Origin of the sequence: Variovorax paradoxus (genome assembly GCF_030815855.1) — a bacterium.
Taxonomy (GTDB): Bacteria; Pseudomonadota; Gammaproteobacteria; order Burkholderiales; family Burkholderiaceae_C; genus Variovorax; species Variovorax paradoxus_M.
Map to the genome: position 1 here is coordinate 3,299,894 of NZ_JAUSXG010000001.1, position 20,516 is coordinate 3,320,409.

Sequence of the window (20,516 nt, forward strand, 5' to 3'; positions counted from 1 at the left end):
GCAATGCCTTGCCACGCCGCGCTCTCCACGGTGCTTTCGCACCTTGAAAGCAGTCGTGCGCGCCAGGGCAGCAAAGCCAAAAAACCAAAGCTCGTCTGACCGGAGCTGCGGTTCCGTCGTCGGATGAGCGACGGAACCTGCCAAGGCTTTGGTCCCTGAATGGTTGCGCGCGCATCGACGATGGTTCTTTTCCATCGGTCGATTCCCGTAAGGAAGCCCGCGTGCCGCAACCATCCATCCCCTCCTCTTCCAGCCCTGATTTCTCGGGCCTCTGGATTCCCCTTGTCACGCCGTTTCAGGACGGCGCCGTCGACCATGCCGCACTCGATGCGCTGACACGCCGGCTCGCCGGCGACGGCGTGGCCGGCTTCGTCGTCTGCGGCTCGACCGGCGAGCCCGCCGCGCTCGATGAAACGGAACAGCTGGCCGCGCTTGACACCGTGCACGCTGCCGCCGAAGGGCTGCCGATCGTCATGGGCCTGTCGGGCTATCACCTGGGCAAGACGACAGCCTGGGTACGCCGGCTGGCCGAACGCCCGGTGGCAGGGCTGCTGGTGTCCGCGCCGCACTACATCCGGCCCTCGCAGGCCGGCCTGCTCGAATGGTTTCGCACCATTGCCGACGCCAGCGCCGCACCTCTGCTGATCTACGACATTCCCTACCGCACCGGCGTGACCATCGCGCGCGAAACGCTGCTGGCGCTGGCCGGGCACCCGCGCATCCGCGGCATCAAGGACTGCGGCGGCGACATGGCCAAGACACGTGCGGTGATTGCCGATGGCAGGCTGCGGGTGCTGTCCGGCGAAGACCACCAGATCTTCGGCACGGTGGCCGAAGGGGGCGTAGGAGCCATTGCGGCGAGCGCGCATGTGCAGACGCGGCGCTTCGTGCAGGTGCTGCGCCTCCTGGCCGAAAACCGGCTCGAAGAGGCGCGCAGCGAATGGCAGCCGCTGCAGCCGCTGATCGAATTGCTGTTTGCCGAACCGAACCCCGCGCCGCTCAAGGCGCTGCTGGCGCATGGCGGATCGATGCGCGACGAGTTGCGCTCGCCGATGACCCGCGCTTCCGACGCGTTGCGCGAGCGCCTGGTGGCGCTGGACGCCCGGCTCAGCCGCCCGTAACGGGCGGAAAGAAGGCGACCTCGCAGCCCTCGCGCAGCGAGGCCGCCTCGTCGCTCATGGCTTGGTCGAGCGCCATGCGCACGGCCTTGCCGCGCGCGAGCGCCGTGGCGTAGGCCCCGCCGCGCGCGATGAGTTCGTCGCGCAGCGCGGACAGCGTGCCGGCACCGGTTTCGACGGTTTCGCCGCCGGTGTCGAGCGCCTCGCGCACGGAAGCGAAATAACGGATCTGGACCTTCATGGAGATGCGCTTCAGGCCAGCAGCGAGGCCAAGGGAATGAAATTCACCGTGTCGCCAGCCTGGATGGTCTGGCCCGGCGGGTTGTCGACGACGCCGTCGCCCCACACCATCGACGTCAACACACCCGAACTCTGGTTGGCGAACAGATCGAGTCCGCCGGCCGCGTTGCGCCGCGCGCGCAGGAACTCGCGGCGCTTGTCGGCGCGCGGCCAGTCGAAGTCGGCGCGCATCTGCACGGGTTCCGGCGCCACGCGTGCGGCGCCCTGCAGTGTCAGCAGGAAGGGGCGCACAAGCAGCAGGAAGGTCAGGAAGCTGGACACCGGGTTTCCGGGCAGCCCCGTGACGTGGCAGCGGCCTTGCGCATCGCCCGCGGCCCTTGCGATCGAGCCGTAGGCGAAAGGCTTGCCGGGTTTCATCGAGAGCGACCACAACTGAAGTTCGCCAAGCGCCTGCACCGCGGCCTTGATGTGGTCTTCCTCGCCCACGGACACGCCGCCCGTGGTGATGATCAAGTCGCTGCTTTCGGCCGCGCCGCGCAGCGCCTCGATGGTGGCCTCGCGCCTGTCGGGCACGATGCCCAGGTCGTTCACCTCGCAGCCGAGCCGATGCAGCAAGGCGCGCATGAAAAAGCGGTTGGAGTTGTAGATCGCGCCCGGCTTCATGGCTTCGGGCGCGACTTCGCCGGGCATCACCAGCTCGTCGCCGGTGGACAGCAGCGCGACGCGGGGCCGCCGGGCGACCTGCAGCCGGTCGAAACCGATGCTCGCGGCGAGCCCGAGCGCGGCGGGGGTCAGCCGCTCGCCCTTGCGCAGCACCACGTCGCCGGCAGCCACGTCTTCGCCCGCACGGCGGATCCACTGGCCAGCGGTGGGAACGATCTCGATGCGCACTGAACCGAGCGTGCCTTCCTGCGGCACGGCCTGGGTGTCTTCCTGCATCACGATGGCATCCGCGCCTTCGGGGATTTGCGCACCGGTGAAGATGCGCGCCGCCGTGCCTGCGGCCAGCGGCGTGCCCACTGTGCCGGCAGGGATGCGCTGCGCGACCTGCAGCAAGGCGCCGGGCGCGGCGCAGTCGGCCGCGCGCACTGCGTAACCGTCCATGGAACTGTTGTCGCGGGGCGGCACGGTGAGCGCAGACACCAGGTCTTGCGCGAGCACGCGTCCATTCGCATCGAAGGTGGCGACGCTTTCGGCCGGCAGCAACGGCTGCGCCTTCCCGAGCAGACTTGCCAGCGCTTCGTCGAGCGCCATCAGCGGCGGGCGCGAGTTAGGAGCGGTGTCAGCCATGATGTTCGGGGTTGTATTCGAAGCGGCCTCCGCTGTCGATCAGCCACTGCGCGATGCCCTCGATGTCGTCGAGGTCGAACATCGGCAGGTTGGTCGGCTCCGGCAGTCCTTCGGGTGCGTTGGTGGCAATGGCGGTCACGAAGGCATCGTCGATGTACTTCGAAGGCCGCGGCTGCTGGCCTGCCTCGGGGGCACGCCAGACTTCGATCTTGAGCAGGTCGCTGTGCTTGAAGCCCTCGACCAGCACCCAGTCGACGCCGTCGTGAAGCTCGGCAATGAGATCGTGCACCGTGAGCTGCGCGGGCTGCTCGAATTCGCGGATGAGCGCGAGCCGCTTGTCCGACGCCACGACCACCTCGAAGGCCCCGGCCTCGCGATGGCGGTAGGTGTCCTTGCCCGGATGGTCGATGTCGAACTTGTGATGCGCATGCTTGACCACCGACACCCGCTGCCCATGGAGCCTGAGCACTGGAATCAGGCGCTCGACCAGCGTGGTCTTGCCCGAACCCGAATACCCGGAAAAGCCGATCACCTTCATGTCGAGTTCCTGTGGCTGCCGTTACGCGGCAGCCGAATGCAAATGCGGGGCAGCCGCTGCAATGCGCGGCGTACGACCAAGGTCAGTCACAGTTCTGCGCGATGTACGCCTTGACGGCTTCGGCGTCGGCCGGAAGCTTGACCACCCGCTTGGGCAGCGCTTCGATGCCTTCGAACCTGGCCGGCCGAGCCGGCTCATGGCCGAGCGCCTCCACCAGCGTGGCGGCAAACTTGATCGGCAGCGCGGTCTCGAGCACCACCATCGGCACGCCGAGCACAAGGTGTTCGCGCGCGGCCTTGAGACCGTCGGCGGTGTGCGGATCGACCAGCGTGGCAAAGCGCTTGTCGGTGTCGCGGATGACTGCAAGGCGGTCGGCATGCGTGCTGCGGCTGCTCTTGAAGCCGAAGCGCTCCGCGGCCTGCGCGAAGGCCGGAGTGCCGCTCAGGTCGAAGCGGCCCTCGCGGCCCAGGTCGTCCACGAACAGCGAGCGCAGCTTGCCGGCATCGCGGCCCACCAGGTCGAACACGAAGCGCTCGAAGTTGCTGGCCTTGCTGATGTCCATCGACGGGCTCGAGGTTTCATGCGTATCGGCAGCCGCGCGCACACGGTAGATGCCAGTGCGGAAGAACTCGTCGAGCACGTCGTTCTCGTTGGTGGCCACCACCAGCGTCTGGATGGGCAGGCCCATCATGCGCGCCACGTGGCCGGCGCAGACATTGCCGAAGTTGCCGGAGGGCACGGTGAAGCTCACGGGCTTGTCGTTGCCGGCGGTCGCCTGGAAGTAGCCGGCGAAGTAGTAGACGACCTGCGCGAGCAGGCGTGCCCAGTTGATCGAGTTGACCGTCCCGATGCGGTATTTGCGCTTGAACGCCAGATCGTTCGACACCGCCTTGACGATGTCCTGGCAATCGTCGAACACGCCGGTGACGGCAATGTTGTGGATGTTCTCGTCCTGCAGGCTGAACATCTGCGCCTGCTGGAACGGGCTCATGCGGCCGTCCGGCGAGGTCATGAAGACGCGAACGCCCTTCTTGCCGCGCATGGCGTACTCGGCCGCGCTGCCGGTGTCGCCGCTGGTGGCGCCCAGGATGTTGAGCTCGGCGCCGCGGCGGGCCAGTTCGTACTCGAACAGGTTGCCGAGCAGCTGCATCGCCATGTCCTTGAAGGCCAGCGTCGGGCCGTTGGACAGGGCCTCGAGGTACACGCCGTCCTCGAGCTCGCGCAACGGCACGATCTCTTCGCTGCCGAAGATCTCGGGCGTGTAGGTCTTGGCGCAGATGGCCTTCAGGTCGGCCGGCGGAATGTCGTCGATGTAGAGCGAGAGGATTTCGAACGCCAATTCCGCATACGGCAGCTCGCGCCATTTCGCGAGCATGGCGGTGTCGACCTGCGGATAGTGCTCGGGCAGGTAGAGCCCGCCGTCGGGCGCGAGACCTTCAAGCAGGATTTCGCAGAAACGCTTGCGGTCTGGGTGGCCGCGGGTGCTCAGGTAGTTCACGGTATTTCTCTTGCGCCGTCTTTCAGGACAGCTCTTCCTTGCGAATTCGCACGATCGGCTCCAGCACGGTGGGCAGTGCCTGCAACTCGGCCAACACATCGTTGACGGTGCCTTCGCGCGCGTCGTGCGTGAGGATGATCAGGTCGGTCTGCGTGGAGCCTTCTCCGCCCACTTCGTCGGCTTCGCGCTGCAGCACCGCGTCGATGCTGATGCCTGCGGTGGCCAGCAGGCCCGTGACCTTGGCAAGCACGCCGGCCTGGTCGGCCACGCGCAGGCGCAGGTAGTAGCTGGTGACGACCTCGGTCATCGGCAGTACCTTGAGGTCGCTCATGGCGTCCGGGTGGAACGCCAGGTGCGGCACGCGGTGCGCGGCGTCGGCCGTGTGCAGGCGCGTGATGTCGACGAGGTCGGCGATCACAGCGCTGGCGGTCGGCTCGCTGCCCGCGCCCTTGCCGTAGTACAGCGTGGTGCCCACGGCATCGCCATGCACCACCACCGCGTTCATGGCGCCTTCCACGTTGGCAAGCAGCCGCTTCGACGGCACCAGCGAGGGGTGCACGCGCAGCTCGATGCCCTGCGCCGTGCGCTTGGTGATGCCCAGCAGCTTGATGCGGTAGCCGAGCTGTTCGGCGTACTTGATGTCCTGCGCAGCCAGCTTGGTGATGCCCTCGATGTGCGCCTTGTCGAACTGCACCGGAATGCCGAAGGCGATCGCGCTCATCAGCGTGACCTTGTGGCCGGCGTCGACGCCCTCGATGTCGAAGGTCGGGTCGGCTTCGGCGTACCCGAGGCGCTGCGCCTCCTTGAGCACCGTGGCGAAATCGAGCCCCTTGTCGCGCATCTCGGACAGGATGAAGTTGGTGGTGCCGTTGATGATGCCGGCCAGCCACTGGATGCTGTTGGCGGTGAGGCCTTCGCGCAGCGCCTTGATGATCGGGATGCCGCCGGCCACTGCGGCTTCGAAGGCCACCATCACGCCCCTGGCATGCGCGGCGGCAAAAATTTCGGTGCCATGCACCGCGAGCAGTGCCTTGTTGGCCGTGACCACGTGCTTGCCGGCCGCGATGGCCTCGAGCACGAGTTGCCTCGCAATGCCGTAGCCGCCGATCAGTTCGATGACGATGTCGATGTCCGGATTGGCGATGACGTCGCGCGCGTCGGCGACCACTCGCACGCCTTCGCCCGCCACTTCACGCGCACGCGCCTGGTCGAGGTCGGCCACCATCGTGATCTCGATGCCCCGGCCCGCACGGCGCTTGATTTCTTCCTGATTGCGCAGCAGCACCTTGAAAGTGCCGCTGCCGACCGTGCCTGCGCCGAGCAGGCCTACTTGGATGGGTTTCATTGGAGATTCGCGTTCATGGTTTGGATGGATTGGCAGGCGGCGCGCTCACGACACGGCTCACGTAGCGTGGCAGGCTCCATGCGCCGCCGGCAAAGCCGCGGCACATGCCGTCGCCCGCCGCGCCGGTACGCACGAAGTCCTTGCCGTCGAAGTGCCAGGTCTCGCTCGACCAGCAGTCGCCGATGCCGCGGCCCTTCATGGCCGAGGTGATGCTGGCCTCTTTGTCGTCGAAATCGCCGTTCGCCTCGATCGACACCGGCGCATAGGGCGGCTTGTCATTGGCGATCCAGATCAGGCTCGAATAGTTGTAGGCGCCCAAGCCGCAGCCGAGCGACAGCAGTACTTTCCGTTCGCTCAGGCGCAAAACGGTCAGCGCCTTGGCGTCGATGTCGTCGCGGTTGCTGCACCGTTCCCTGGCGTCGCCCAGATCGAGCGAGGGGAAGATGCGCGCGGCGAGCGCATCGTCGCCGGGTCGCGCCTTCGGCGGCTTGGCCACGTTCACGACGGGGGCCGCCACCGGGGGCAGCACGGAAGATTCCGGCTTGCTGCCGCGGCGCACCAGCGCGCCCTGCGTTCCGACGCGGCCTTGGGCCTCGTCCATCTTCAGCAGCACGGCGTTGAGGCCGGCCAGCGACAGCGTCCACTTCCTGCCGCCGCCCGTCACGGTCGCGTCGTCGTTCTTGAGCAGTTCCGGCAGGATGTGGCGGATCTGGTCCGCATCGAGCTTTGCGCTCTCGCCACCCAGGCCGGGAACGGCGGCCTTGCCGACCCTGAAGCGCAGGGGCCCCTTGACCTCGCTCTCACCGCCCATCTGCAATTCGATGTCGATGGCCGTGCCGGCCCCCGCCGCCCGGGTGATGAGCATCGACACCGGATCCGAAGTCCCGCTCTCGGCCTGATAGCCCGCCGCGCGGCAGGTGCGCGTGTTATCGCGGGCCAATTCCCAGTCGTTGTGCGAGAACGCGATCGGATCCTTCCCGGCGGCACCGGCGGACAGCGCGGCGAGCGAGAACGCCGCAGCGATGCAGGCGGATTTCATGGCCCTGTCTTGCTGCGCAAGCGGTACAGCTCCAGGAACTTGGCAATGCGGTGGATCGCCTCGCGCAAGTCGTCCTCATGCGGCAGGAACACGATGCGGAAGTGGTCTGGCGTCGCCCAGTTGAAACCCGTGCCCTGCACCAGCATGACCTTCGTTTCTTTCAGCAGCTCGAGAAAGAACTGCCGGTCGTCGTCGATCGGATAGACCTTCGGATCGAGCTTGGGAAACATGTAGAGCGCCGCACTGGGCTTGACGCAGCTCACGCCCGGAATGGCCGTGATCAGTTCATAGGCCAGGTCGCGCTGGCGCCGCAGGCGGCCGCCGTCGCCGACCAGGTCGTTGATGCTCTGGTAGCCGCCGAGGGCGGTCTGGATGGCCCATTGACCGGGCACGTTGGCGCAAAGACGCATGTTCGAGAGCATGTTCAGCCCCTCGATGTAGTCTTGCGCGCGCTTCTTGTCGCCCGACACCACGAGCCAGCCCGCGCGGTAGCCGCACGAGCGGTAGCTCTTGGAAAGCGAATTGAAGGTGAGCGTGAGCACGTCGGTCGAAAGACTTGCGATCGCGGTGTGCTTGACGTCGTCGTACAGCACCTTGTCGTAGACCTCGTCCGCGAAGATCACCAGATCGTGTTCGCGCGCAATGGCCACGATGCTCTTGAGCAATTCGTCGGAATAGAGCGCGCCCGTGGGATTGTTGGGGTTGATGACCACGATGCCCTTGGTGCGGGATGTGATCTTGGCGCGGATGTCGTCCAGGTCGGGCATCCAGCCGTTGGCCTCGTCGCAGAGGTAGTGCACCGGCGTGCCGCCCGACAGGCTCGATGCGGCCGTCCACAGGGGGTAGTCGGGCGCTGGCAGCAGCATCTCGTCGCCGTCGTTCAGCAGCGCGTTGGTGGCCATGGCGATCAGTTCGCTCGCGCCATTGCCCAGGTAGATGTCGTCGAGCGTGACGCCGGCAATGCCCTGCTTCTGCGTTTCGTGCATCACGGCCTTGCGCGCCGCGAAGATGCCCTTGCTGTCCGAATAGCCCGCCGAGGCCGGCAGGTTGCGGATCATGTCCTGCTGCACTTCCTCGGGCGCATCGAAACCGAACACGGCCAGGTTGCCGATGTTGAGCTTGATGATTTTCTGGCCCTCTTCCTCCATCTGCTTCGCGGCGTCCATGATGGGGCCGCGGATGTCATAGAGCACATTGGCCAGCTTGGCCGATTTCTTGAACTGCTTCAAAGGGCCCTCCCGGGCGCGGGTTACTCGATGTCGAAAGGCCCTTGGGGGCCTCGTGTCACTGGGGAAAACCTATAATTTGACCACAGTTCCCAGTGCCCCGATGAAGCTCCAGCCCGACAAATCCGACGCCCAGTCCCTTACCGCACACGGCCCCGGTTGGGTTGCGATCAACAACGAGAAGGTCGAGGGCAGCGTGGTGGTCGGTTCCCGGGGCGAGCGCTTCGAGTGGAATTGCACCCGCTTCGACCAGCTTGGGCCCGAGCATTTCGCCCAGTTGGCGTCGCTCGGCGCGGAATTGATCATTTTCGGAAGCGGGTCGCGCATCCGCTTTCCGCAGGCCGCCTGGCTTCAGCCGCTCATGGCCAAGCGCACCGGCGTGGAGACCATGGACACCCCCGCTGCCTGCCGGACCTACAACATCCTGGCCGGCGAAGGCCGCCACGTGATAGCCGCCCTGCTGGTCGAACCGCCCCAGGATGGCTGAGGGGGAGCTTTTCGGGGTAAAATACCGGGTTGCAAAGAGGCCAGCTGCCCTCGGTTAGCAACGACCAATCCTCCATTCGTCGAGTGTGCCCCAAAGCGCTCGATCAATGGAAACCAACGGAGAAAACAAGTTTCATGGCGATCGTTGTCAACAAACCCATTCCTGAATTCGACGCCAACGCCACGGGCGGCTTGAAAGTCTCGAATACCTCGCATCTCGGCCACGTGCTGGTCATGTATTTTTACCCGAAAGATAACACTCCGGGTTGCACGACCGAAGCCATGCAGTTCCGCGACCGCTACAAGGACTTCGAAAAGGCCGGCGCCACCGTATTCGGCGTGTCCCGCGACAACATGAAGTCGCACGACGAATTCAAGGCCAAGCTCGAACTCCCGTTCGAACTCATTGCCGACACCGAAGAAAAAATGTGCCACATGTTCGGCGTGGTCAAGAACAAGATCATGTACGGCAAGAAGGTCAAGGGCATCGAGCGCAGCACCTTCCTGATCGGCGCCGACGGCATCCTGAAGGCCGAATGGCGCGGCCTCAAGGTGCCCGGCCATGTCGACGACGTGCTCAAGGCTGTCAAGGCGCTCAAGAAGGCTGCCTGACGGTTACAAGAAGCGCCGCTTGTGCGCTTTTGCATCATCCCGTGGGGAATGCCCAACGGACCGCGCAAAGAGCATGAGACGTGTCGCCGCCGGTGTGCATAATGGCCTCATGCCGTTGAGCTCCACGACCGCATCCCCCGAACAAAGCCGCCTTGGTCTACAGGCGGCTTTTTCGTTTTCTGGTTTCCACTTCCTGCGAGCGACCTGACCCATGCCATTGCCTCCCGCCCCCACGAAACGCGCCGCATTGCTCTCGCCGGATGCGCACGATGCACCCGCCCGTTCCTCGCACAGGGGATCGCGCCGCTCCGGCGAAGAGCGCGCCGGCGAAGCCGCCGCCAGCGGGTCGCAACCGCTGGAATTGTTCGACAACCTGGGTTCGGAGGCGACAGGCGGCGGCGAAACCGCGCGCACGTCCCGCCGGGCCAAGTCGAGGCCGCAGGCGCCTGCCGCGCCGGTGAGCGCCCCGCAGCAGCAACCCGCAATCCAGGTCGAGACCCGGGTTCCCACGGCTGCCGCGCCGGCCTACGTGCCGCTGGTTCCAGCGCCTCAGGCGCCGGCACGGCCCAAGCGCAGCAAGTCCAGCGGCCCGGCCAAGCTGTTCGTGCTCGACACGAACGTGCTGTTGCACGACCCCATGTGCCTGTTCCGCTTCGAAGAACACGACATCTTCCTGCCGATGATCGTGCTCGAAGAGCTGGATGGCCACAAAAAGGGCACGACCGAAGTCGCCCGCAACGGCCGCCAGACCAGCCGCACGCTCGATGCCCTGGCTGCCCCGCACGGCGCCGACATTGCAATGGGCCTGAAGCTCGATACCACCGGCCACCGCGAGGCCGGCGGCAAGCTGTTCTTCCAGACCGCACCGCTCGACTATTCGCTGCCGGTGAGCCTGCCCCAGGGCAAGGCCGACAACCAGATCCTCGGTGTGGTTCAGGCATTGCGCGACCTTCATGCCACGAACCAGCCCGGCCGCCCGAAGCAGGAAGTGGTGCTGGTGTCCAAAGACATCAACATGCGCGTCAAGGCGCGCGCCCTCGGCCTGGCCGCCGACGACTACCAGAACGACAAGACGCTGGAAGACGGCGACCTGCTCTACGCGGGTTCGCTTGCGCTGCCGGCCGATTTCTGGACCCGCCAAAGCAAGACGGTCGAGAGCTGGCAAAGCGGCAGCAACACCTTCTACCGGATCAGCGGCCCGCTGGTGCCCAACCTGTACATCAACCAGTTCGTGTACTTCGAAGCACCGGGCGAGCCGAGCATGTATGCGCGCGTCACCGAGATCCGCGACAAGACAGCGGTCTTCAAAACGCTGAAGGACTACAGCTCGGGCAAGAACGCGGTGTGGGGCGTGAACACGCGCAACCGCGAGCAGAACTTCGCGATGAACCTCTTGATGGACCCGGAGGTCGACTTCGTCACGCTCACCGGCACCGCCGGCACCGGCAAGACGCTGATGGCACTGGCCTCGGGCCTGACGCAGGTGCTCGACGACCGCCGCTACACCGAGATCATCATGACCCGCGCCACCGTGAGCGTGGGCGAGGACATCGGTTTTCTGCCGGGCACCGAAGAAGAAAAGATGGGCCCCTGGATGGGCGCGCTCGATGACAACCTCGAGTTCCTGGCCAAGGGCGACGGCGGCGGCGCCGGCGAATGGGGCCGCGCGGCCACCAACGAGCTGATCCGCAGCCGCATCAAGGTCAAGAGCATGAACTTCATGCGCGGGCGCACCTTCCTGAACAAGTACGTGATCATCGACGAGGCGCAGAACCTGACGCCCAAGCAAATGAAGACGCTGATCACCCGGGCCGGCCCGGGCACCAAGATCATCTGCATGGGCAACCTCGCGCAGATCGACACGCCCTATCTCACCGAAGGCTCTTCGGGCCTCACGTTCGCGGTCGACAAGTTCAAGGGCTGGCCGCACGGCGGGCACATCACGCTGGCGCGCGGCGAACGCTCGCGTCTGGCCGATTTCGCGAGCGACGTGCTCTAAACCGCCGCTTCGCCGCCGATCAAGCCCGCGATGCTCCGAGAGCATCGCGGGCTTTTTTTCGTCCCCGGTGACAGGCTCCTGACAAGACGTTGTCAGGAGCCGGTCCGCACCATCGAGGCTTCTTCAAACGCAACGAAAGAGAGCTCCTCATGCAGAACGCCATCAGCTGGTTCGAGATTCCGGTCACCGACATGGACCGCGCCCAGGCCTTCTACGAGACCGTGCTGGCGCGCAAGCTGCGCCGCGAAAACTTCGGCAACGAGACGCTGGCCGTGTTTCCTTACGACGATCCCGCCACGGGTGGCGCCCTGCAGGCCGGCACGAATGCCAGCGCCCGCCCGGGCAGCGGCATCCGCATCTATCTGGACTGCATGCCGAGCATCGATGCCGTGCTGGCACGCGTCGAAGCGGCCGGCGGGGAGATCGTTGCGCCCAAGTCCGCGCTGCCGCCCGGCATGGGCTTCATTGCCCACCTGCGCGACACCGAAGGCAACGAAGTCGGCCTCCACGCCCTCGCCTGAAGCCATGGCACAGCGCAACTGGATCGCCGTTGCCAGCGCCGAGCATGCCCGGCGCGGACGCGACCATGAGCCGCTCGGCTTCATGCAGGTCGGCCATGGCAAGCTCGGCCCGCTCAAGCGGGTCGCACCGGGCGACCGCGTGGCCTACTACGCACCGGCTACGGTGTTCGGAGGCACGGACAAGCTGCAGAGCTTCGTGTCGATCGGCATCGTGCGGCCCGGCGAACCTTACGAGTTCGACATGGGCAACGGCTTTGTCCCCTGGCGCCGCGACGTGGCCTATGCGGCTGCGTACGAAGCGCCTATCGCGCCGTTGATCGAGCGCCTTGCCTTCATCGAGAATCCGAAGCAGTGGGGCTACAAGTTTCGCTTCGGCATGTTCGACGTCACCGACGCCGACATGACGCTGATTGCCCAAGCCATGAAGGCCGAGCTGAAAGCGCTCGCGCTTTGAGCAACTCCGCCCCAACACCACTCATGCAGGAGGAAAAACAGATGGAACCCGTTCGCCAGCACCATGGCGTTTTTCAGGTTGCCGGACTCACGGCCCGTACCACCAACCGCGAAGAGGACGATCCCGCCACGGCCCGAATCAGCCTATTGTGGAATCGCTTTTTTGCGGAAGAGACCTACCGCTCGACGCCCCACCGGACGGAAGACGTTCGCATCTTCGGGGTCTATTCGGGCTACGAATCCGATGCCAATGGAGCCTTCGACCTGACCGTGGGCGTGAGTGTCTCGGGCGGAACGGGGGCGGCCACCATCGAAGCCGGCGACTACCTCGTCTTTTCGGGCCAGGGTGAAATGCCGCATATGGTGATCGATACCTGGCAGCGAATCTGGCAGTATTTCGAGACAAACCCGACCATCGCGCGCCTCTACCGCAGCGATTTCGAAGCGTACGACGGGCCCGACAAAGTGGCGATCCATATCGGAGTTTCTGGAGTTTCATGAGCACCACGAAGAGCTGGCGCGACCGGCTCGCCGGCTACCCCCACCTGCCGAACGTCAAGGAGATCCCAACGCCGATGCGCAAGCGGCACGGCGAGGGCACCATCGCCACGCCCTCGCCGCGCGAGGTCGAGGAGGCAATGCGCGGCGTTCCGGAAGGCCGGCTCGCCACCGTACTCGGCATAGGCGAAGACATCGCGGCACGCCATCGCACCACCATCGGATGCACCGTGACGACGGCCATCTTCGCGCACATGATCGCGCATGCGGCCGAAGAGGCCATCCCCGCGGAGGCCAGGACGCCCTACTGGCGTACCCTCAAAATCGGCGGCGAGCTCAACTCCAAGTATCCCGGCGGCATCGACGCGCAAATGTCGAAACTCGAGGCCGAAGGCCATACCGTCGTGCAGCGCGGCAAGCGCTACTTCGTCGAAGATTTCGCGAAGAAACTCGCACGAGCTCGCTGATGCGCCGCGCCGATCGCCTGTTTCAACTGGTGCAGCTCATCCGCGGGCGCAGACTCACCACGGCCGCTTTTCTGGCGCAGCGCCTCGAAGTGTCGGAGCGCACGGTCTACCGCGACGTCGCCGATCTTCAGCACCAGGGTGTGCCGATCGAGGGCGAAGCCGGCGTGGGCTACAGGCTTGGCGCGGGCTTCGAACTGCCCCCGCTGATGTTCACGCAGGAAGAAGCTTCCGCCCTCGTGGCTGCGGCGCGGCTCGCGCAGAGCTGGGTCGATCCGGCGCTGGCGCGCAATATCGAAACGGGGCTCGGCAAGATTCTTTCGGTGCTGCCGCCGGCCGCGCGCGTCTCGGCGGAAGCACTGGCGCTCTACGCTCCCGCCCTCGGCCTCGAGGACGCCATGCGGGCCCGGCTGCAGGTATTGCGCGAGGCCGTGGAGGCGCATCACAAGCTGCGCCTCAGCTACCGCGACGTATCAGGCGACGCCAGCGAACGCACCGTGCGTCCGCTCGGCTGCTTCTACTGGGGCAAGGTCTGGACGCTTTCGACCTGGTGCGAGCTGCGTAAGGACTTCCGGGGGTTTCGCATCGACCGCATGGACGCGGTGCAAGTGCTGCCCGACCGGTTTCGCGACGAAGCGGGCAAGACGCTGGCCGACATGCTGCGCCAGGTGAAGGCCCGGGCGGCGGAAGCGAAGCGGCTCGAACAGCAGCAACAATAAATACGCGGCGTCAGTAGTCGTTGCTGCTGCCGTAGCCGGCCAGATTCTCGAACTTGGTGAGCGGCTTCAGGAACGCCAGCTTGACGGTGCCCGTGGGCCCGTTCCGGTGCTTGCTGATGATCACCTCGGCCACGCCCGGCTCCTTGCTGTTCTTGTCGTAGTAGTCGTCGCGGTAGATGAACATGATGATGTCCGCGTCCTGCTCGATGGCGCCGGATTCACGCAGGTCGCTCATCATGGGACGCTTGTCGGTGCGGCTTTCAACGCCGCGGCTCAACTGCGAGAGCGCGATCACGGGGCATTTGAGTTCTTTGGCGAGCATCTTCAGGCCGCGCGAGATTTCGCCCACGGCGGTGGCGCGGTTCTCGTCGTTCATGCTGCTCGACACGCTCATGAGCTGGAGGTAGTCGACCACGATAAGGCCGAGCCGCCCGTACTGGCGCGCCAAGCGCCGCGCATTCGCGCGCAACTCGCTGGTGGTAAGGCCGGGCGTCTCGTCGATGTGCAGCGACACGTTGCGCAGCTTCTCGATGGCTTCCGTGAGGCGCGGCCACTCCTCGTCGCTGAGCTTGCCGGTGCGCAGGTGTCCCTGGTCGATACGCCCGATCGAGCCGACGATACGCACCGCCAGCTGCGAAGCACCCATTTCCATCGAGAAGACCGCCACCGGCAGTCCTTCATTCAGGGCCACGTGCTCGGCGATGTTGATAGCCAGCGAGGTTTTGCCCATCGAAGGACGCGCGGCCAGCACGATCATGTCGCCCGGCTGCAGGCCCGAGGTCATCTTGTCGAAATCGTGGAAGCCGGTGCGCACGCCCGTGATGTCGTTCGGGTTCTCGGCCATCTCGGTCACGCGGTCGAGCAGCTCGACCACCAGGGCATCCATACTCTGGAAGCCCTGCTTCATCCGCGTGCCTTCTTCGCCGATGTTGAAGATCTTCTGTTCGGCCTCGTCGAGGATCTTGTCGACCGACTTGCCTTGCGTGTTGAAGGCGTTGGTCGCGATTTCGTCGCTCGCGGACACCAGCTTTCGCAGGATGGAGCGCTCGCGCACGATCTCGGCGTAGCGGCGGATGTTGCTCGCGCTCGGCACATACTGCGCGAGCGAGTTCAGGTAGACCAGCCCGCCGATTTCCTCGGCCTTGCCAAGACCCTGCAGCTGCTCGTAGACCGTGATGACGTCGGCCGGCTTGCTGGCGTTGATCAGCCCGCCAATGGCCGCGTAGATCAGCTTGTGTTCGTGGCGGTAAAAGTCGCCGTCGACCAGCAGGTCGCCCATGCGATCCCATGCCCCGTTGTCGAGCAGCAGGCCGCCAAGCACGCTCGACTCGGCCTCGATCGAGTGAGGCGGAATGCGGAGCTTGGCAACTTGGCGATCGGCCGACGGGTCATTGTCGGCATAGGAGAAAACGGCGGACATGGACTTCCCTTGCAACCCTGCATGCTAAGCCGCGCGCGGCGTTGCGCGTGTGGACAAGGTTGTGAATAAACGGTGATCTTCCGGTGCAGCGGGCTGGAAAACCCGTGCGCAGAAAAACAAAAGCCGCCCGGAGGCGGCTTTTGCAGCAGCGCACAAGGCGCCGCAATGACGATCAGGCGGTTTCGCCGTAGACCGTGACGGTGATGTCGACCACCACGTCGGTGTGCAGCGCAACGCTCACCGTGCTGTCGCCAACGACCTTGATCGGGCCGCTGGGCAGGCGCACTTGCGACTTGGCAACCTTGTAGCCTTGCTTGCCGAGCTCTTCGGCGATGTCGCCGTTGGTGACCGAGCCGAACAGACGGCCGTCGACGCCGGCCTTTTGGGTCAGCTTGACGGTCGTGCCGCCGAGCTTCTCGCCCTGGGCTTGCATTTCGGCCAGCTTGGCGGCCGCAGCCTTTTCGAGTTCGACGCGCTTGGCTTCGAATTCGGCCTTGTTGGCGGCGGTGGCGCGGCGGGCGCGGCCCGTCGGGATCAGGAAGTTGCGGGCGTAGCCGTCCTTGACCTTGACGATATCGCCCAGGCCACCGACGTTGACAACCTTGTCCAGAAGAATGATTTGCATGGTGCTTGCTCCTTAGACGCGGTGCTGGTCGCTGTACGGCACCATCGCGAGGAAGCGTGCGCGCTTGATCGCGGTGTTGAGCTGGCGCTGGTAGATCGCGCGCGTGCCGGTCAGGCGTGCGGGGATGATCTTGCCGTTTTCGCTGATGAAGTCACGCAGCGTGTCGATGTCCTTGTAGTCGATTTCTTCGACGCCAGCGACGGTGAAGCGGCAGAAGCGCTTGCGCTTGAACAGCAGCGACTGGGTGTTGCGCTTCGGGCGCTTGTCTTTGTTGAATTTCTTGAACGTGGCCATTTGGGGACCTCTTGTCGAAAATTAATTTTGCTGAAAATCCTGAATGTGCAGGACCGGATGCTTGCCGTTGCCCGGTGTCGCGAGAAATCCCTGAAAACACCAGAGACTTCCCATCGACTGCGTTGCGAGCCGTTCGGCGATGGCGCCGAAGGCAACGGCCTTGAGGGCCGTTTTCACCTGCCTGGCTTTTCCTGCCTCCTGGAGCGTCGACTCGTGTTCGAGCTTCAGATCGATGACGGGAAGGCCGGCCGGCGTGTATCGCAAGGCTCCGAGTTCGGCAACGGAAGCTGTCAGCAGAAGCTGATTGACTCCGGTTGCCGCAGCAGCGGCAGCGGTCACGCCGCTATCAGCTGTTGTTGGCGGCGTACTCGGCCTGCTGGGCCTTGCGGGCTTCTTCGCGCTCGACCGTCTTCATCATCGACGAAGGACCGGTTTCGGCCTTCTTCTTCTGAACGGTGAGGTGGCGCAGCACGGCGTCATTGAACTTGAACGCGTGTTCGAGTTCGGCCATCACGGTTTGCTCAGCTTCGATGTTGACGCACAGGTAGTGCGCCTTGTTGAGCTTGTTGATCTGGTAAGCCAGCTGACGGCGGCCCCAGTCTTCAACGCGGTGGACGTTGCCGCCGCCGGCCGTGATCAGGCCCTTGTAGCGCTCCAGCATGGCCGGAACTTGTTCGCTCTGATCCGGGTGGATCAGCAAAATGATTTCGTAGTGACGCATGGCACTCCTTGTGGATTCTTCCGAGGAAGAGGAAAAGCCACCTGCAGCGTCGGGCGCAGTGTGGCAAGGCAAAGCCGGCTATTGTAGCACTATAGGCGCGGCGTTGGTCCACGCTCAGTCGTTCAAGGCCTTGTCCAGAGCGGCCGCCTTCTCGGCGCCGACTGCGGCACGGATCTTGGGCGCCAGCGCCACCAGATCTTCATAGCTCGTCGTGCCCTCGACCTGCAGATTGAGCCGGAAGCCCATCAGCCCCAGTGCACCGGTCAACTGGGTGGCAATGGGATAGGCGTCCTTGTAGCGTTGCTGCCTGCTGCGGGCTGCTGCGGGCGCGGGGACGGCATCGGCCGGCTTGGGCTTTGCCGCCTCGGGCGCCCTGCTTCCGGCGGAAGCTTGTGGCGCGGCGCTTGCCGCCGTCTTGCTTGCGGTGGCGGGGGGTTCAGGCGCCTTGGGTGCCGCAGCCGCGTTGCTCCCAGCGGCCGGCTGGAGCAGCCCCAGGTCGACCATCTGGTCGATCTCTTCACGTGCAATGCCGTTCCCCGCAGCCAGCACCTCATCGACCGAGCGCTTGCCGTCGAACAGGATGAATGCCGTGCGCTGGCGTGGCGAAAGCGGCACCGACCGCTCCTTGAAAACCTGCTGTCCGGCTTCTGTCTTGACAAGAATCATGATGTTTCTTCCGCGATGTACCGCCGGTCTGCGCGATTGGCAATTTCGCCATGCGCAGCCCGCAAGCGACTGCCGCCCTTGTGAGCGTCACAAGTCTGGCATAAAGAACACATTTTGATTCATTCATGCACCACGGAAGCGGGAATTTCCCCAATGGGGATTCCCGCTTTCGGGTCCGGAGGCGGTTACAACCACCCCGCTCTTTTTTGCCGTCAGCGCTTGGCGAGTTGCTGCCAGGTGTCGATGACGCTGTCCGGATTCAAGGAGATCGATTCGATGCCCTGTTCCGCCAGCCAAAGCGCGAAGTCCGGGTGGTCGCTCGGGCCTTGGCCGCAAATCCCCACGTACTTGCCTTCGGCCTTGCAGGCCTTGATGACGCGGCTCAGCAGGGCCTTGATGGCCGGGTCGCGCTCGTCGAAGTCGGCTGCCAGCAGTTCGAGTCCCGAATCGCGGTCCAGGCCGAGCGTGAGCTGGGTCAGGTCGTTCGAACCGATCGAGAAACCGTCGAAGAACTTCAGGAACTCCTCGGGCAGGATCGCGTTGCTCGGCACCTCGCACATCATGATCAGCTTGAGTTCGTTCTCGCCGCGCTTCAGGCCGTGCTCGCCGAGCAGCGTGGTCACGCGCTCGGCCTGGCCCAGCGTGCGCACGAAGGGCACCATGATCTGCACGTTGACCAGACCCATCTCGTTGCGAACGCGCTTCAGCGCTTCGCATTCCATGGCAAAGGCCTCGCCGAAATCCTTGCTCAGGTAACGGGCGGCGCCGCGGAAACCCAGCATCGGGTTTTCCTCTTCCGGCTCGTAGCGGCTGCCGCCGATCAGCTTGCGGTACTCGTTCGACTTGAAGTCCGAGAGCCGCACGATGACCTGCTTGGGCCAGAACGCCGCGGCAATGGTTGCGATGCCTTCGGCCACCTTGTCGACATAGAACGCGCGCGGCGAGGCGTGGCCACGGGCCACCGATTCGACGGCTTTCTTCAGGTCGTTGTCGACGTTCGGATAGTCGAGGATGGCCTTCGGGTGCACGCCGATGTTGTTGTTGATGATGAATTCGAGCCGCGCCAGGCCCACGCCGTGGTTGGGCAATTGCGCGAAGTCGAATGCCAGCTGAGGGTTGCCGACGTTCATCATCAGCTTGATGTCGATCTCGGGCATCACGCCGCGCTGCACTTCGGTCACCTCGGTTTCGAGCAGGCCGTCGTAGATGAAACCGGTGTCGCCCTCGGCGCAGCTCACGGTCACCAGCGTGCCTTCCTTCAGCAGGTCGGTGGCGTCGCCGCAGCCCACCACGGCCGGGATGCCGAGCTCGCGCGCAATGATGGCCGCGTGGCAGGTGCGCCCGCCGCGGTTGGTCACGATGGCGGCGGCGCGCTTCATCACCGGTTCCCAGTTGGGGTCGGTCATGTCGGTCACGAGCACGTCGCCGGCTTGAACCTTGTCCATTTCGCTGATGTTGTGCACGAGGCGCACGGGGCCGGTGCCGATCTTCTGGCCGATGGCACGGCCTTCGGCCAGCACGGCGCCCTTGCCCAGCAGCTTGTAGCGCTGCTCGGCCTTGCCCTGCTGCTGGCTCTTCACCGTCTCGGGGCGCGCCTGCAGGATGTAGAGCTGGCCGTCGGTGCCGTCCTTGCCCCACTCGATGTCCATCGGGCGGCCGTAGTGTTCTTCGATCACCAGCGCGTACCTGGCGAGCTGCTCGACATCGGCGTCGCTCAGCGAATAGCGGTTGCGCTGCTCGGCCTTGACGTCGCTGGTCTTCACCAGCTTGCCGGTGGCCTTCTTTTCTTCAGGCGTCGCGAACTCCATCTGGATCAGCTTGGAGCCCAGGTTGCGGCGGATCACCGCCCGCTTGCCGGCGCGCAGCGTGGGCTTGTGGACATAGAACTCGTCGGGGTTCACGGCGCCCTGCACCACCGTCTCGCCCAGGCCGTAGCTCGAGGTGATGAACACCACGTCCTCGAAGCCGGACTCGGTGTCGATGGTGAACATCACGCCGGCCGCGCCGAGGTCGGAGCGGACCATGCGCTGCACGCCGGCCGAGAGCGCGACCACGTCGTGCGCAAAACCCTTGTGCACGCGATAGCTGATCGCGCGGTCGTTGTAGAGGGAGGCGAACACTTCCTTCATCTTGTGCAGCACGTCGTCGATGCCAACCACGTTGAGGAAGGTTTCCTGCTGACCTGCAAAAGAAGCGTCCGGCAGGTCTTCGGCCGTGGCCGAGGAACGCACGGCAAACGAGGCGGCGGGGTTGCCGGCGCTCAGTTTCGCGAAGGCGTCGGCAATGGCTTTCTGCAGATCGGCGGGGAAAGGCTGGGCCTCGACCATCGCGCGGATTTCGGCGCCGGCCACGGCCAGCGCCCGCACGTCTTCGGTGTCCAAAGCGGCGAGCCGCTTGCTGATCTTGTCGGCCAGTCCGTCATGGGCCAGGAATTGGCGGAACGCGTGCGCCGTGGTCGCGAAGCCCGTGGGCACCCGCACGCCCTGCGGCAGCTGCGAAATCATTTCGCCGAGGCTGGCGTTCTTGCCGCCGACCGACTCGACGTCGGTCATCCTCAGGTTTTCAAACGGTACGACCAGGGCGGTCGCGTCGAAAAGTGCAGACATGGGAAAGCTCCAGAAGTTGAAACCGGTGCTGCATGCAGGCGGCGCGGCACGATCGTTGTCGTTGCTTTGGGTGCTGGCGCGGCGTGCATGGAAAGAATTGAGTCAAGGGAAAGCGGATTCCCGATAATGGCCCGGATT

General features: G+C 64.9%; 23 protein-coding genes. 9 read left to right on the plus strand and 14 right to left on the minus strand.

The genetic code is table 11. The features are described from left to right. The first annotated feature begins 221 nt into the window (after positions 1-221). Positions 222-1,121, plus strand: coding sequence for a 4-hydroxy-tetrahydrodipicolinate synthase (gene dapA / locus QFZ42_RS15595; protein ID WP_307701823.1), 900 nt, complete (start codon positions 222-224; stop codon positions 1,119-1,121). On the opposite strand, the gene QFZ42_RS15600 is transcribed toward dapA, so the two are convergent. The 7 genes from QFZ42_RS15600 to QFZ42_RS15630 all read right to left on the minus strand — a co-directional run bounded on the left by QFZ42_RS15600 (position 1,108) and on the right by QFZ42_RS15630 (position 8,297). After that, positions 1,108-1,359, minus strand: coding sequence for a MoaD/ThiS family protein (locus tag QFZ42_RS15600; protein ID WP_307701824.1), 252 nt, complete (start codon positions 1,357-1,359; stop codon positions 1,108-1,110). The two genes, dapA and QFZ42_RS15600, sit on opposite strands and share 14 nt — an antisense overlap. Before the next feature lie 11 nt (positions 1,360-1,370). Then, the gene (locus tag QFZ42_RS15605; RefSeq protein WP_307701825.1) at positions 1,371-2,648 is read right to left on the minus strand and encodes a molybdopterin molybdotransferase MoeA; all 1,278 of its coding nucleotides are present in this window, start codon (positions 2,646-2,648) and stop codon (positions 1,371-1,373) included. After that, on the minus strand, positions 2,641-3,186 hold the full coding sequence (mobB, locus tag QFZ42_RS15610; RefSeq protein WP_307701826.1) for a molybdopterin-guanine dinucleotide biosynthesis protein B: 546 nt from the start codon (positions 3,184-3,186) through the stop codon (positions 2,641-2,643). Before mobB ends, QFZ42_RS15605 begins: the two co-directional genes overlap by 8 nt. Positions 3,187-3,268: 82 nt before the next feature. Next, entirely contained in the window at positions 3,269-4,684 is a 1,416-nt protein-coding gene (gene thrC, locus QFZ42_RS15615) for a threonine synthase (protein WP_307701827.1), read from the minus strand. A gap of 22 nt (positions 4,685-4,706) precedes the next feature. Then, entirely contained in the window at positions 4,707-6,029 is a 1,323-nt protein-coding gene (locus QFZ42_RS15620; protein ID WP_307701828.1) for a homoserine dehydrogenase, read from the minus strand. Between the two features lie 13 nt (positions 6,030-6,042). Then, a complete protein-coding gene (locus QFZ42_RS15625) occupies positions 6,043-7,068 on the minus strand; it encodes a DUF1176 domain-containing protein (RefSeq protein WP_307701829.1) in 1,026 nt (341 codons plus the stop codon). Further along, on the minus strand, positions 7,065-8,297 hold the full coding sequence (locus tag QFZ42_RS15630) for a pyridoxal phosphate-dependent aminotransferase (RefSeq protein ID WP_307701830.1): 1,233 nt from the start codon (positions 8,295-8,297) through the stop codon (positions 7,065-7,067). Before QFZ42_RS15630 ends, QFZ42_RS15625 begins: the two co-directional genes overlap by 4 nt. Positions 8,298-8,397: 100 nt before the next feature. Here QFZ42_RS15630 and QFZ42_RS15635 point away from each other — a divergent pair, with 100 nt between their 5' ends. The 8 genes from QFZ42_RS15635 (at position 8,398) to QFZ42_RS15670 (ending at position 14,046) form a co-directional block, all read left to right on the plus strand. Next, on the plus strand, positions 8,398-8,781 hold the full coding sequence (locus tag QFZ42_RS15635; protein WP_126748869.1) for an Mth938-like domain-containing protein: 384 nt from the start codon (positions 8,398-8,400) through the stop codon (positions 8,779-8,781). Positions 8,782-8,915: 134 nt separating this feature from the next. Continuing rightward, a complete protein-coding gene (locus QFZ42_RS15640; RefSeq protein ID WP_007830801.1) occupies positions 8,916-9,392 on the plus strand; it encodes a peroxiredoxin in 477 nt (158 codons plus the stop codon). 211 nt (positions 9,393-9,603) lie between these two features. Then, the gene (locus tag QFZ42_RS15645) at positions 9,604-11,391 is read left to right on the plus strand and encodes a PhoH family protein (RefSeq protein ID WP_307701831.1); all 1,788 of its coding nucleotides are present in this window, start codon (positions 9,604-9,606) and stop codon (positions 11,389-11,391) included. A gap of 149 nt (positions 11,392-11,540) precedes the next feature. Beyond that, positions 11,541-11,912 carry a VOC family protein gene (locus QFZ42_RS15650; RefSeq protein WP_307701832.1) on the plus strand — a complete coding sequence of 124 codons (372 nt, stop codon included), beginning with the start codon at positions 11,541-11,543 and terminating at the stop codon, positions 11,910-11,912. A 4-nt stretch (positions 11,913-11,916) separates the two neighbouring features. Further along, positions 11,917-12,366 carry an EVE domain-containing protein gene (locus QFZ42_RS15655; protein WP_307701833.1) on the plus strand — a complete coding sequence of 150 codons (450 nt, stop codon included), beginning with the start codon at positions 11,917-11,919 and terminating at the stop codon, positions 12,364-12,366. 41 nt (positions 12,367-12,407) lie between these two features. After that, positions 12,408-12,866, plus strand: coding sequence for a GyrI-like domain-containing protein (locus QFZ42_RS15660; protein ID WP_307701834.1), 459 nt, complete (start codon positions 12,408-12,410; stop codon positions 12,864-12,866). Then, positions 12,863-13,330: a 6-O-methylguanine DNA methyltransferase gene (locus QFZ42_RS15665; RefSeq protein WP_307701835.1), complete on the plus strand. Its 468-nt coding sequence runs from the start codon at positions 12,863-12,865 to the stop codon at positions 13,328-13,330. Before QFZ42_RS15660 ends, QFZ42_RS15665 begins: the two co-directional genes overlap by 4 nt. After that, positions 13,330-14,046 (plus strand): helix-turn-helix transcriptional regulator, encoded by a 717-nt coding sequence (locus QFZ42_RS15670; protein WP_307701836.1) that lies wholly within the window; start codon positions 13,330-13,332, stop codon positions 14,044-14,046. Before QFZ42_RS15665 ends, QFZ42_RS15670 begins: the two co-directional genes overlap by 1 nt. A gap of 10 nt (positions 14,047-14,056) precedes the next feature. Here QFZ42_RS15670 and dnaB read toward each other — a convergent pair whose 3' ends face one another. The 7 genes from dnaB to ppsA all read right to left on the minus strand — a co-directional run bounded on the left by dnaB (position 14,057) and on the right by ppsA (position 20,378). After that, on the minus strand, positions 14,057-15,466 hold the full coding sequence (dnaB, locus tag QFZ42_RS15675) for a replicative DNA helicase (RefSeq protein ID WP_307701837.1): 1,410 nt from the start codon (positions 15,464-15,466) through the stop codon (positions 14,057-14,059). Between the two features lie 172 nt (positions 15,467-15,638). Continuing rightward, on the minus strand, positions 15,639-16,091 hold the full coding sequence (gene rplI / locus QFZ42_RS15680; RefSeq protein WP_307701838.1) for a 50S ribosomal protein L9: 453 nt from the start codon (positions 16,089-16,091) through the stop codon (positions 15,639-15,641). A gap of 12 nt (positions 16,092-16,103) precedes the next feature. Then, positions 16,104-16,385, minus strand: a complete 282-nt coding sequence (gene rpsR / locus QFZ42_RS15685; RefSeq protein WP_007830781.1) for a 30S ribosomal protein S18 — start codon at positions 16,383-16,385, stop codon at positions 16,104-16,106. 21 nt (positions 16,386-16,406) lie between these two features. Then, the gene (gene priB / locus QFZ42_RS15690) at positions 16,407-16,724 is read right to left on the minus strand and encodes a primosomal replication protein N (protein WP_307701839.1); all 318 of its coding nucleotides are present in this window, start codon (positions 16,722-16,724) and stop codon (positions 16,407-16,409) included. Between the two features lie 7 nt (positions 16,725-16,731). Further along, positions 16,732-17,106, minus strand: a complete 375-nt coding sequence (gene rpsF / locus QFZ42_RS15695) for a 30S ribosomal protein S6 (protein ID WP_307701840.1) — start codon at positions 17,104-17,106, stop codon at positions 16,732-16,734. A 114-nt stretch (positions 17,107-17,220) separates the two neighbouring features. Next, positions 17,221-17,772 carry a hypothetical protein gene (locus QFZ42_RS15700; protein WP_307701841.1) on the minus strand — a complete coding sequence of 184 codons (552 nt, stop codon included), beginning with the start codon at positions 17,770-17,772 and terminating at the stop codon, positions 17,221-17,223. A gap of 212 nt (positions 17,773-17,984) precedes the next feature. Further along, positions 17,985-20,378 carry a phosphoenolpyruvate synthase gene (gene ppsA / locus QFZ42_RS15705; RefSeq protein WP_307701842.1) on the minus strand — a complete coding sequence of 798 codons (2,394 nt, stop codon included), beginning with the start codon at positions 20,376-20,378 and terminating at the stop codon, positions 17,985-17,987. Positions 20,379-20,516: the final 138 nt, after the last annotated feature.

Bases quoted from the DNA above. Each gene is read 5' to 3' on its own strand.
- QFZ42_RS15605 (WP_307701825.1), bottom strand. From the start codon at position 2,648: ATGGCTGACACCGCTCCTAACTCGCGCCCGCCGCTGATGGCGCTCGAC.
- QFZ42_RS15600 (WP_307701824.1), bottom strand. From the start codon at position 1,359: ATGAAGGTCCAGATCCGTTATTTCGCTTCCGTGCGCGAGGCGCTCGAC.
- dnaB (WP_307701837.1), bottom strand. From the start codon at position 15,466: ATGTCCGCCGTTTTCTCCTATGCCGACAATGACCCGTCGGCCGATCGC.
- QFZ42_RS15700 (WP_307701841.1), bottom strand. From the start codon at position 17,772: ATGATTCTTGTCAAGACAGAAGCCGGACAGCAGGTTTTCAAGGAGCGG.
- mobB (WP_307701826.1), bottom strand. From the start codon at position 3,186: ATGAAGGTGATCGGCTTTTCCGGGTATTCGGGTTCGGGCAAGACCACG.
- ppsA (WP_307701842.1), bottom strand. From the start codon at position 20,378: ATGTCTGCACTTTTCGACGCGACCGCCCTGGTCGTACCGTTTGAAAAC.
- rplI (WP_307701838.1), bottom strand. From the start codon at position 16,091: ATGCAAATCATTCTTCTGGACAAGGTTGTCAACGTCGGTGGCCTGGGC.
- QFZ42_RS15670 (WP_307701836.1), top strand. From the start codon at position 13,330: ATGCGCCGCGCCGATCGCCTGTTTCAACTGGTGCAGCTCATCCGCGGG.
- QFZ42_RS15620 (WP_307701828.1), bottom strand. From the start codon at position 6,029: ATGAAACCCATCCAAGTAGGCCTGCTCGGCGCAGGCACGGTCGGCAGC.
- QFZ42_RS15635 (WP_126748869.1), top strand. From the start codon at position 8,398: ATGAAGCTCCAGCCCGACAAATCCGACGCCCAGTCCCTTACCGCACAC.
- QFZ42_RS15665 (WP_307701835.1), top strand. From the start codon at position 12,863: ATGAGCACCACGAAGAGCTGGCGCGACCGGCTCGCCGGCTACCCCCAC.
- QFZ42_RS15640 (WP_007830801.1), top strand. From the start codon at position 8,916: ATGGCGATCGTTGTCAACAAACCCATTCCTGAATTCGACGCCAACGCC.
- QFZ42_RS15645 (WP_307701831.1), top strand. From the start codon at position 9,604: ATGCCATTGCCTCCCGCCCCCACGAAACGCGCCGCATTGCTCTCGCCG.
- QFZ42_RS15625 (WP_307701829.1), bottom strand. From the start codon at position 7,068: ATGAAATCCGCCTGCATCGCTGCGGCGTTCTCGCTCGCCGCGCTGTCC.
- QFZ42_RS15650 (WP_307701832.1), top strand. From the start codon at position 11,541: ATGCAGAACGCCATCAGCTGGTTCGAGATTCCGGTCACCGACATGGAC.
- QFZ42_RS15660 (WP_307701834.1), top strand. From the start codon at position 12,408: ATGGAACCCGTTCGCCAGCACCATGGCGTTTTTCAGGTTGCCGGACTC.
- rpsF (WP_307701840.1), bottom strand. From the start codon at position 17,106: ATGCGTCACTACGAAATCATTTTGCTGATCCACCCGGATCAGAGCGAA.
- rpsR (WP_007830781.1), bottom strand. From the start codon at position 16,385: ATGGCCACGTTCAAGAAATTCAACAAAGACAAGCGCCCGAAGCGCAAC.
- QFZ42_RS15655 (WP_307701833.1), top strand. From the start codon at position 11,917: ATGGCACAGCGCAACTGGATCGCCGTTGCCAGCGCCGAGCATGCCCGG.